The 9,797-nt window shown below is 60.0% G+C and carries 8 protein-coding genes; 5 read left to right on the top strand and 3 right to left on the bottom strand.

Annotated elements, in window-relative coordinates; genetic code table 11:
- Positions 1–99: 99 nt before the first annotated feature.
- The gene (locus F0169_RS08095) at positions 100–1,242 is read right to left on the bottom strand and encodes a pectate lyase family protein (protein WP_122251356.1); all 1,143 of its coding nucleotides are present in this window, start codon (positions 1,240–1,242) and stop codon (positions 100–102) included.
- Between the two features lie 192 nt (positions 1,243–1,434).
- On the opposite strand from F0169_RS08095, the gene F0169_RS08090 reads away from it, so the two are divergent.
- Positions 1,435–2,193 (top strand): FadR/GntR family transcriptional regulator, encoded by a 759-nt coding sequence (locus F0169_RS08090; protein ID WP_058411621.1) that lies wholly within the window; start codon positions 1,435–1,437, stop codon positions 2,191–2,193.
- Between the two features lie 7 nt (positions 2,194–2,200).
- Here the strand turns inward: F0169_RS08090 and F0169_RS08085 are convergent, their stop codons facing one another.
- Complete coding sequence (locus tag F0169_RS08085; RefSeq protein ID WP_152746204.1) at positions 2,201–3,040, bottom strand: NAD-dependent epimerase/dehydratase family protein; 840 nt, start codon at positions 3,038–3,040, stop codon at positions 2,201–2,203.
- Positions 3,041–3,136: 96 nt separating this feature from the next.
- Positions 3,137–3,862, bottom strand: coding sequence for an oligogalacturonate-specific porin KdgM family protein (locus tag F0169_RS08080; RefSeq protein ID WP_058411613.1), 726 nt, complete (start codon positions 3,860–3,862; stop codon positions 3,137–3,139).
- 359 nt (positions 3,863–4,221) lie between these two features.
- On the opposite strand from F0169_RS08080, the gene F0169_RS08075 reads away from it, so the two are divergent.
- The 4 genes from F0169_RS08075 (at position 4,222) to F0169_RS08060 (ending at position 9,778) form a co-directional block, all read left to right on the top strand.
- Positions 4,222–5,376 (top strand): mandelate racemase family protein, encoded by a 1,155-nt coding sequence (locus F0169_RS08075; protein WP_152746203.1) that lies wholly within the window; start codon positions 4,222–4,224, stop codon positions 5,374–5,376.
- Positions 5,377–5,446: 70 nt separating this feature from the next.
- Positions 5,447–7,057: an ABC transporter substrate-binding protein gene (locus tag F0169_RS08070; protein WP_152746202.1), complete on the top strand. Its 1,611-nt coding sequence runs from the start codon at positions 5,447–5,449 to the stop codon at positions 7,055–7,057.
- Between the two features lie 21 nt (positions 7,058–7,078).
- Positions 7,079–8,116 carry an ABC transporter permease gene (locus F0169_RS08065; RefSeq protein WP_152746201.1) on the top strand — a complete coding sequence of 346 codons (1,038 nt, stop codon included), beginning with the start codon at positions 7,079–7,081 and terminating at the stop codon, positions 8,114–8,116.
- Between the two features lie 51 nt (positions 8,117–8,167).
- On the top strand, positions 8,168–9,778 hold the full coding sequence (locus tag F0169_RS08060; RefSeq protein ID WP_152746200.1) for an ABC transporter substrate-binding protein: 1,611 nt from the start codon (positions 8,168–8,170) through the stop codon (positions 9,776–9,778).
- The last annotated feature ends 19 nt before the right edge of the window (positions 9,779–9,797 follow it).

The following is a 9,797-nucleotide window of genomic DNA, read 5'->3' as shown; positions in this document are numbered from 1 at the left end:
CCCGTTTGATATTGATTCGATCTTTCCCGGGACGTCCTGAAGAACCGCAAAAAAACCCTCGTCACCGAGGGCTTTTCATTACGCGTTGCAACCACTCAATCAGAGTTTACCGGCACCGGCCTTGGCCTTGACGTCGGCGGCTACTTTGTTTGCCGCAAGCGGCGAGTAGCTGTAAGGCGGGGTCCAGCCGATGCTCGAGTTCCACGAGCAGGTGAGGGCGCTGCCATTCAGCGTCGAGCCTTGATCGCGGTAAACGCTGCCACCGTAATCGCCGGCAATTTTGTCGCAACCGCTGATGCCGCTGATTTCGAACGCGTTTTTCTCGGAGAAGATTTTCGAGTTCTTGCCTACACCATGCGCGTACGAGAATGGATAGACTTTGTCGCCGGTGCTGCCCACATGGTAGTTGTTGTACAGGTGCACCTGGCCGAAGCGTACGCGCGGGGCGCGGGCCGAGATGTTCTCGAACAGGCTGTTGTGGATCGTCACCTTGAGCTTGCCATCATCGGTGGTGCGGCTGTCGCTCGAACCGATCAGGTTGTTCTTCTCGTGGGATTTGAACGCCGTGTACGAAATGGTCACGTAGTTGGCGCCGTTCTTCACGTCCAGCGCGCCGTCGTGGTGCTGTTTAGGTCGGCCGTTAGCGCTGCCGTTCTGCGCGTCGGTGCGGCGGCCGTCGGAGAAGGTGACATGGTCAACCCACACGTTATTGGCGCCTTCAATGGTCAAGCCATCGTATTCCGAGTTCCAGTTACCGGCGCTGCCATCGTTCGCGTCCCAGATCGGCTCCGGGTCCCAAGGGTTCTCGATGGTGATGTTACGGATGATCACGTCGTTTTCTTTGGCGTAAAAGAACCCTTCGCGGATTTCGGCGTTACTGCTGGTGCCGACGATGGTGGTCTTGCCGGGAATATCCAGGCGGGCACGCTTTTTCATGTCCGCGGTGGTGGTGTACGCCTTGCCTTCGCTGACGTCGATCACGCCGGTGATCTTGATGATGCGACCGTTAGCGCCCACCGATGCACTCAGTGCGTTTTTCAACTCGGCGGCGTTTTTTACCGTGTAGATGTTGTTCGCCGCTGCTCTGGAACCGCCTTTGGTGCCGCCGTTCTGAGTGGCCCAGCCCGTGGTCGCGGAATCCAGCCAAATGTCGGCGGCGTGTACAGGCAGGCTGCTTAGCACCAGGGAGCCGAGAATGGCGCTGGCCAGTTTGCAAGCGGTGAAGGTTGATGGCTTTGTCATGAATAATCAGATCCTTGATTAACTTGAGTTTTTAAATGCGCACGTCGTTGCGCATTTCTCGAGCGGACGTCCTTGTCATCGTTGCAGCGAATCGAACGTCCGCTGCAGGCGAAATACTATCATGTGCGCCTACGTTGTCGTACAACCTATGCGCTATGATGTGCGCTCTTCCGCAAACCGAGAATTTTGTTCTTGACGGACAAACCGAACGTCCAAACCACTGTTCGCCGCCGGCATCGAAGCCTCGCCGAAGAGTTGGTCACCGAGCTTTCCCGACGCATCTGTACCGGCGAACTTGCGCGTGCAACCAAGCTGCCCACGGAAACCCAGGTGATGGCAGAGCACGGTGTGAGTCGCACGGTGGTGCGCGAGGCGATATCGCGCCTGCAAGCCTCGGGCCTGGTCGAAACTCGCCATGGCATCGGCACCTTTGTGCGCGATATTCCGAGCCCCAGCGGGTTTCGCATCGACCCGCAAACCATCGTTACCTTGCAGGACGTGCTGGCGGTACTTGAGCTGCGCATCAGCCTCGAAGTTGAAGCCGCAGGCCTGGCCTGCCTGGGGCGCACCGATGCGCAACTGCAAGTGATGCGCGACTCGCTGGACGCGCTCAACTCGCGCGCGGTGAGTGCCGATTACGCCGTGTCGGCAGACTTCCAGTTCCATCAGCAAATTGCGTTGGCCACCGGCAATCGCTACTTCACCGACATCATGTTGCACCTTGGGGTGAACATTTTGCCGCGTACACGCTTGCACTCAAAGCGCCTGGTCAAGGACAACGAGGAGCCTTACCTTGAGCGCTTGAGCCGCGAGCATGAAGACATCTTCAAGGCGATTGCGCGGCGTGATGCCGACGCCGCCCGCGCTGCGATGCGCCTGCACCTGTCCAACAGCCGCGAGCGCATGCGTCGTGCGTATGAGGCTGCCGCCGCCGAAGCGCTCAACGGCTGAGGTGGGTTCACGGCGAGCGTGGCGCGTCTTCGAACGGTCCGGCCGCGGTAAAAGCCCCGCCCTGCAGCAGGCTGCCGGGCTCATCCGTGGCAGGCTGCGGTAGTTGCTCGACCTTGGCACGAAACGCTTCGGAACTGTCCTGCGGCGCGAAGCCCAAATGAGCCGCGTGGCGATTACTCCACCAGCGCTGCTTATTATTTGAAACGCCATACACCACGCTGTGCCCGACACCTTCGGCCAACAGCGCACGGGCGACCAAGTGATCGAGGTCTGCGTAACTCAGCCACGTCGACAGCATCCGGCGGTTGCGCGGTTCCGGGAACGACGAGCCGATGCGCAGGCTCACGGTTTCAATCCCATAGCGATCATAGTAGAACGCCGCCAAGTCTTCGCCGTAAGCTTTGGAGAGGGCGTAGTAGCCGTCCGGGCGCCGCTGTGAATGCGCGTCCAGTTCAACCTCTTGCGGGTAGAAACCGGTGACGTGGTTGGAGCTGGCAAACACGATGCGCTTGACCCCCTTTTGCCGGGCAGCTTCATAAATATGGTACGTGCCGCGAATATTCGCCTCTAGAATTTCTTCGAACGGTCGCTCGACTGAAATCCCGCCGAAATGCACGATCGCGTCCACCTCATTTACCAGTGCGGCCACCGCGGCCTTGTCGGCCAGGTTGCAGTTGATCACTTCCTCATGCGGGCCACGGCTCGGCGCCATTGGGCTGATGTCCGAGGCGCGCACGATCTGCGCATGCGCCTGCAGGGTTTCGCGCAGCACCTGGCCCAGGCCGCCAGCGGCGCCGGTGAGCAAAATGCGCCGGTAAGGTTTGTGCAAGAGCGGTTGCGTGGTCATGTTCAGGTCTTCCTTTGAGCGCTGAATAAACGGGGGGTGGAGCGCGGCGCTGGCCTGTCGAGCGGTGCGCGTGGGCCAGGCAAGTCGTCTGCGGCCTTACATGAAGTTGTATTGAACACCCAGGCGCCAGCGCGCCTGACGGTCTTCGGAGGTGGCGTTGACTTTTACATCACCAATCTCCATGAACGGTGCCCATTGCTTGTTGAGTTTGTATTTGACGATCAGGTTCTGTTCGTAATCGCTCTTCTTGTTGTCGTAGCGGATGTAGTCAGTCTTGAAGTAGATGAACTGGTATTCGTACGCCCATTTACTCGCCGGCGTGTAGCCCAGCCAACCTTCCGCGCGGTGCGTGGTCTGGTCATCCTTGAAGTGGTCGGGCATGTCTTTGTTGACCTGGTCGCGGTCGAGTTTCCGCGCGTCCAGGCGATAGCGCGTGGCGACGTAGAAGGCGTCGTTGATTTTGTAGCTGTACTTGAGGCCGAACTTGTAGGTGGTCGAGTCTTTTGAGCTGTCCATCTGAAACGCTGGCGTCAACGTCGATTGCGCGCTGAGCACGTAGTTGTAGCTGACAGTGAACTCGTGCCCGTTGTTGATCATGTTGTCGTAGGCGACGTCTTTGCGGTCCCCGGCGGTGCGGTATTTCATTTCTGCTTCAAAACCCAATCCACTGTCCAGCCGATAGTTAAGCTTGATTCGATCAGCGTGGGCGCTGTCGTCTTCGGTGTACTGGTGGCGGTAGTTGATGCTGGCGGAGTCGGCGCTGACACAGAACGGCAGGCCAAGCGCCACGACAGTAACGAGCGTGCGTAGGTGGGTATTCATACGGTCTTCTTTTTTGTTTTTGTTAGGGTCGTTTGATAGTTGCTACGGCAGTGCCTTGTTGCGTCAGGTTCTCATCCAAGGCGCCGATATACGTTATCGTACGACAAGATGACTCGTCTACGGCCTAACCTTGATTTTGAAACATTTTGAAATGTATATGTCCCGTAAATAGGGGCTAATAGCCAAACAAGTGATTGCTCAGTCGTCTTTAAATACGGGGCTTTGCGTGGTTTTTGACGGGGAAAGGGCAGGAGTGCGCGGTGGTTATTGGGTCTTTTCAAGTGTTGTACGATGACTTATGCTCGGTCGAACAGGCGATATTTCCCGTCATAAATCCAATAAAAAGGCTAACGACGTCCATGAGAATCACAGCAGTCAACGTGCAAGTGTTTTCCTACCCGACCCGACGCGCAGTCGACAGCGCCGGCCATGCTCACCCCGGTGATGTCAGCCAGGCGCAAATGGCGTTGCTGCGCATCCAGACTGAAGACGGTCAAGAGGGTTATGCCTTGGGTGCCCCCGAACTGATTCGCCCGTATGTGCTGGATGGTTTTGTGCGCAAGGTGCTGGTCGGGCAGAACGCGTTTGACCGCGAAAAAATCTGGCACGACCTCGCGCATTGGCAACGTGGCAGTGCCAGCCAATTGACCGACCGCGCATTGGCGCTGGTCGAGCAAGCATTGTGGGATTGGGCCGGGCGCAAATTCGGCGTGCCGGTGCACAAGCTGATCGGTGGTTATCGCGACAAAGTGCCGGCGTATGGCTCGACCATGTGTGGCGATGAACTGCCCGGCGGCCTGGCAACCCCCGAAGACTACGGCCGGTTTGCCGAGACGCTGGTGCAGCGCGGTTACAAGGCAATCAAGCTGCACACGTGGATGCCGCCGGTGTCGTTCGCGCCCAGCCCGCGCATCGACGTCAAGGCCTGCGCCGCAGTGCGCGAAGCGGTGGGGCCGGACATTGCGCTGATGCTTGACGGTTACCATTGGTACAGCCGCACCGACGCGCTGTACATCGGGCGTGAACTGCAGAAGCTCGACTTCGCCTGGTTCGAAGAACCGATGATGGAAGAGTCCGCCGAGTCCTACGCCTGGCTCGCGGGCCAGTTGGACATCCCGGTGCTGGGCCCGGAAACCCTCTGCGGCAAACACCTGAGCCGCGCCAGTTGGGTCAAGCACGATGTGTGCGACATCCTGCGCGCCGGGGTGGCGGGTGTCGGCGGTATCGGTCCGTGCCTGAAGGTCGCACACCTGGCCGAATCGTTTGGCATGGACTGCGAAATCCATGGCAACGGTGCCGCCAACCTTGCCGTGGTCGGCGCTATTAAAAACTGCACCTGGTATGAGCGTGGTTTGCTGCACCCGTATCTGGACTACGACGAAGTACCGGCCTACCTCAAGCGCCTGGTCGACCCGATGGACAGCGACGGTTTTGTGCACTTGTCCGATTTGCCCGGCCTGGGTGAAGAGATCGACTTCAACTTCATCGAGACCAATACGCTGAAAAGCTTCTGACGTGTACACGGGCAGTCCGGTAAACGCCGGGTTGTCCATGCCCTATAAATATAAGAAAGGCACACTCGCTATGCGCATTTTCCCTTCGCTGTGGGCGCGGGTACTGGTGGCCGCGCTGACGGTTACCGCAGTACCTGCGACCTTTGCCAAAACCCCGGCCGATCAACTGATCGTCGGCATGAGCATGATCAACCTGTTGTCGCTGGACCCGGCGGCCGCCACCGGGCTGGATGTGTCCGAGATCAACGCCAACCTGTATGACCTGCTGCTGGTGCAGGATGTGGCTGAGCCGGACCGGTTGGTGCCGGCGTTGGCTGAGCGCTGGGAGGTCAGTGATGACCGCAAAACCCTGACCTTCAACCTGCGCGCCGGGGTGAAATTTCAGTCCGGTAATGATTTGAGCGCCGAAGATGTTGCGTGGTCGCTGCAACGCGTACTCAAACTCAACCTGGCGCTGGCCTCAACGTGGAAGGCCTACGGTTTTACGGCTGAAAACGCCGAGCGTTTGATGCGCGCCACAGACGCCCAGACCTTCGTGATCGAACTGCCACGGCCGACCGACCCACTGCTGGTGCTGAACACCCTGGCGACCTCGCCGAGCGCGTTTATTCTCGACCGCAAAAAAGTCCTCGAACATCAGAAAAACCAGGACATGGGCGCCGCCTGGCTGGTGACTCACGCGGCCGGCAGTGGCGCGTTTGTGCTGAATGACTGGCGCGCCAACGACGTGATTCTGATGAACCGTTTCGACGGTTATTGGGCTGGCCCGGCCAAGCTCAAGCGCATTGTCATGCGCAACATGACCGAGTCGCAATCGTTGCGCCTGATGATCGAGCGCGGCGACCTCGACATCGCCAAGGGCATGTCTGCGCCAGACATCGAAGCCCTGCAAAAAAGCCCCTCGGTGCGCACGCAAACCTTGCAGCGCGGCACCCTGTATTACGTGGCGCTGAGTGTGAAGCAGCCGATGTTTGCCGATGCGCGCGTGCGCAAGGCCGTGCGTTCGCTGATCGATTACCAGGGCATCAACCAGACCGTGATGCCGCACTACGGCGTGCTCAATCAACGGCCGCTGCCGTTAGGCTTGCCGGCGCGCCTGCCTGACCCTGGTTACACGCTCAACGTTGAGCAGGCCAAAGCCTGGCTGGCCGAGGCCGGTTACCCGAACGGTTTCAAGACCACCATCCGCGTGTTGGCCGAACCACCTTTTATCAATATTGCCTCGAACTTGCAGTCGACCCTGGCGCAGGCCGGCATCCAGGCCAGCATCATCACCGGCACCGGTAACCAGATTTACGGCGCGATGCGCGAGCGCAGCTTCGACATCATCGTCGGGCGCGGCGGTGGCGGGGCGGAGCGCCATCCGCATTCAAGCCTGCGCACGCTGGTGTACAACCCGGACAACCGCGATGAAGCCAAGCTGACTAACTTTCAAGGCTGGCGCACGTCGTTCTACAGCCCCGAACTGAACCAGTTGATCGAGCGCGCCGAGGTCGAGCCGGACCCTGCCAAACAGGTGGCCCAGTACCGCGAAATCCAGGAGCAGGTCGATCAACAAGTCGGGGCGATCTTGCCCGTCTCGCAGATGACCGACACCGTAGTGGTGTACGCCGACGTCGCTGATTTTCAGGGCCACACGGCGGCGACCACGCGCTACAAAGACGTCTACAAGAAGCGCTGACCGACTTATCAGGAGCTCACTATGTTTGTTATGACTGCCTCTGTCATGGGCGCTCGCGCTTCCACTACGCTGCGGCGCGCCGGCACGGTGCTGGTGACGTTGCTGGGCCTGCTGGCGCTGACGTTTATCATCGGCCGCGTCATGCCGTTGGACCCGGTGCTGGCCGTGGTCGGGCCGGACGCCGACAGCTCCACTTACGATCAGGTGTATCGGTCGATGGGGTTGGACAAGCCGATCTGGACCCAATTCGGGCTTTACCTCAATGACCTGCTCCACGGCAACTTCGGCAACGCGCTGTTGACCGGCCACCCGGTGCTTGACGACATTTTGCGGGTGTTCCCGGCGACCATCGAACTGGCCACCCTGGCGATTTTGTTCGGCGTGCTGATCGGCCTGCCGCTGGGCGTGTGTGCCGCCAGCAACCAGGGGCGACTGGGTGATCACGTGGCACGCCTGATCACCTTGTTCGGCTACTCAACGCCGATCTTCTGGCTGGGCATGATGGGCTTGCTGGTGTTCTACGCCTGGCTCGGCTGGGCGGGCGGAGCAGGGCGCATCGACCTCGCTTACGACGGCATGGTGCCCGAGGTCACGGGCTTGTTGCTGGTCGACACGACCTTGGCGCGTGACTGGGATGCGTTTGCCAGCGCGTTGCGCCACATCGTCCTGCCGGCACTGATTCTGGGCCTGAACTCGGTGGCGTACATCAGCCGGATGACCCGCAGTTTCATGCTTGAGCAATTGTCCCAGGAATACATCATCACGGCGCGGGTCAAGGGCCTTTCGCGGCGCCAAGTGGTGTGGGGGCATGCGTTTCGCAACATTCTTGTGCAACTGCTGACCGTGGTTGCGCTGGCCTACGGCTCGTTGCTGGAGGGCGCGGTGCTGATCGAAACGGTGTTCGCCTGGCCGGGTTTCGGCCAATACCTGACCAGCAGCCTGATGCTCGGTGACATGAACGCGGTGATGGGCTGCGTGCTGGTGATCGGTTTGATTTTTGTCGCGCTGAACCTGATCAGCGACGCCTTGTACAAGGTGTTCGACCCACGCACGCGTTAAGCCGCACGGCTGCCGCCGTACCGATAAAACTATAAAAACAAGGATTTTTTCATGAAGACTGGATTTTCGACACTGCACGCTGGCCTGTTGGCGGCGATGCTCGCCCTTGGGCCGATGACGCTGGCCAATGCCAAAACCCCGGCCGACCAATTGATCGTCGGCATGAGCTTGGTCAACCTGTTTTCCATCGACCCGGCCAACGCGCCGGGCCTGGATGCGTCGGGCGTGAATGCCAACCTCTACGACACGCTGATCAAGCGTGACCAGGGCAACCCGGAAAAACATCTGCCGCAGTTGGCCGAGCGCTGGGAGATCAGCGAGGACGGCAAGCAGGTGACATTTCATCTGCGCCAGGACGTCAAGTTCCACTCGGGTAACCCGTTGACCGCCGAGGACGTGGCGTGGTCGTTGTACCGCGTGATGAAACTCAACTTCGGTCTGGCCACCACCTGGAAAGCCTATGGTTACAGCGTCGAGAATATTCAGTCGCTGCTCCGCGCCACGGATGCGCACACCCTGGTCATCGACCTGCCGCAGGCCCTGGACCCGTTGCTGTTGGTGGACTCCCTGGCGACCTCGCCCAGTGCGGTCGTGGTGGATCGCAAAACCGCGCTGGCGCATGAAAAAAATGCCGACCTCGGCGCCGCTTGGCTGGTCACCAACGAGGCGGGCAGCGGCCCGTTTGTGCTGACCAAATGGACGGCGAATGACTCGCTGCTGTTGACCCGTTTCGACGGCTATTGGGGCGGCGCGACCAAGCTCAAGCGCGTCGTCGTGCGGCACATGACCGAATCGCAATCGCTGCGGCTGATGCTTGAACGCGGTGACCTTGACCTGGCCTACGGCATGGCAGCGCCGGACATTCGTGCCCTCGACGGCAAGCAAAACATTCAGGTGCAATCGTTGCCACGCGGCACGATGTACTACGTCGCGATGAGCATGAAGCAAGCGCAATTTGCTCAGCCCAAAGTGCGCGAAGCGGTGCGCAACCTGATCGACTACAAGGGCCTCGACACCCAGGTAATGCCGTACTACGGCACGCTCAACCAGCGGCCAATGCAGTTGGGCCTGGCCGCTCGCCTGCCGGACCCTGGCTATCAGATGGATGTTGCACAGGCAAAAAAGCTGCTGGCCGAGGCGGGTTACCCTGACGGTTTCAGCACCACCATTCGCACACTCTCGGAACCGCCGTTTATTGACATTGCCGCGCGCCTGCAAGCGACGCTGGCGGAGGGCGGGATCAAGGCCAACATCGTCACCGGCACCGGCAACCAGGTGTACGGCGCAATGCGTGCGCGCCATTTCGAGATCATCGTGGCGAGGGGCGCCGAGCGTTACCCGCACCCGTATTTCAGCCTGCGTACGTTCGCCTACAACCCCAACAACAATGACGACGCCGGCTTGCCGAACTTTCAGGGTTGGCGTGCTGCGTTTTTCAGCCCGCCACTTAACCGCCTGATAGATCAGGCGGGCGCTGAGCGCGACTCCGCGCAGCGGATCAGCCTGTATCACCAGGCGCAGGCGCTCTACGACGAGCAAGTGGCGCCGATCCTGATGATCTCGCAGATGACCGACACCGTGGTCAGCGCCGCCGACGTCAAGGGGTTCACCGGTGACGATGCCGAAGCCACGCGTTATCTGGGCGTCTACAAGCAGCGTTGAGTTGGGCCAGGCCCGCCTG

This window comes from Pseudomonas kitaguniensis (assembly GCF_009296165.1).
Classification (GTDB): domain Bacteria; phylum Pseudomonadota; class Gammaproteobacteria; order Pseudomonadales; family Pseudomonadaceae; genus Aquipseudomonas; species Aquipseudomonas kitaguniensis.
This window is presented reverse-complemented; position numbering and strand designations above follow the sequence as displayed.

Bases quoted from the DNA above. Each gene is read 5' to 3' on its own strand.
- F0169_RS08095 (WP_122251356.1), bottom strand. From the start codon at position 1,242: ATGACAAAGCCATCAACCTTCACCGCTTGCAAACTGGCCAGCGCCATT.
- F0169_RS08085 (WP_152746204.1), bottom strand. From the start codon at position 3,040: ATGACCACGCAACCGCTCTTGCACAAACCTTACCGGCGCATTTTGCTC.
- F0169_RS08080 (WP_058411613.1), bottom strand. From the start codon at position 3,862: ATGAATACCCACCTACGCACGCTCGTTACTGTCGTGGCGCTTGGCCTG.
- F0169_RS08075 (WP_152746203.1), top strand. From the start codon at position 4,222: ATGAGAATCACAGCAGTCAACGTGCAAGTGTTTTCCTACCCGACCCGA.
- F0169_RS08070 (WP_152746202.1), top strand. From the start codon at position 5,447: ATGCGCATTTTCCCTTCGCTGTGGGCGCGGGTACTGGTGGCCGCGCTG.
- F0169_RS08065 (WP_152746201.1), top strand. From the start codon at position 7,079: ATGTTTGTTATGACTGCCTCTGTCATGGGCGCTCGCGCTTCCACTACG.
- F0169_RS08060 (WP_152746200.1), top strand. From the start codon at position 8,168: ATGAAGACTGGATTTTCGACACTGCACGCTGGCCTGTTGGCGGCGATG.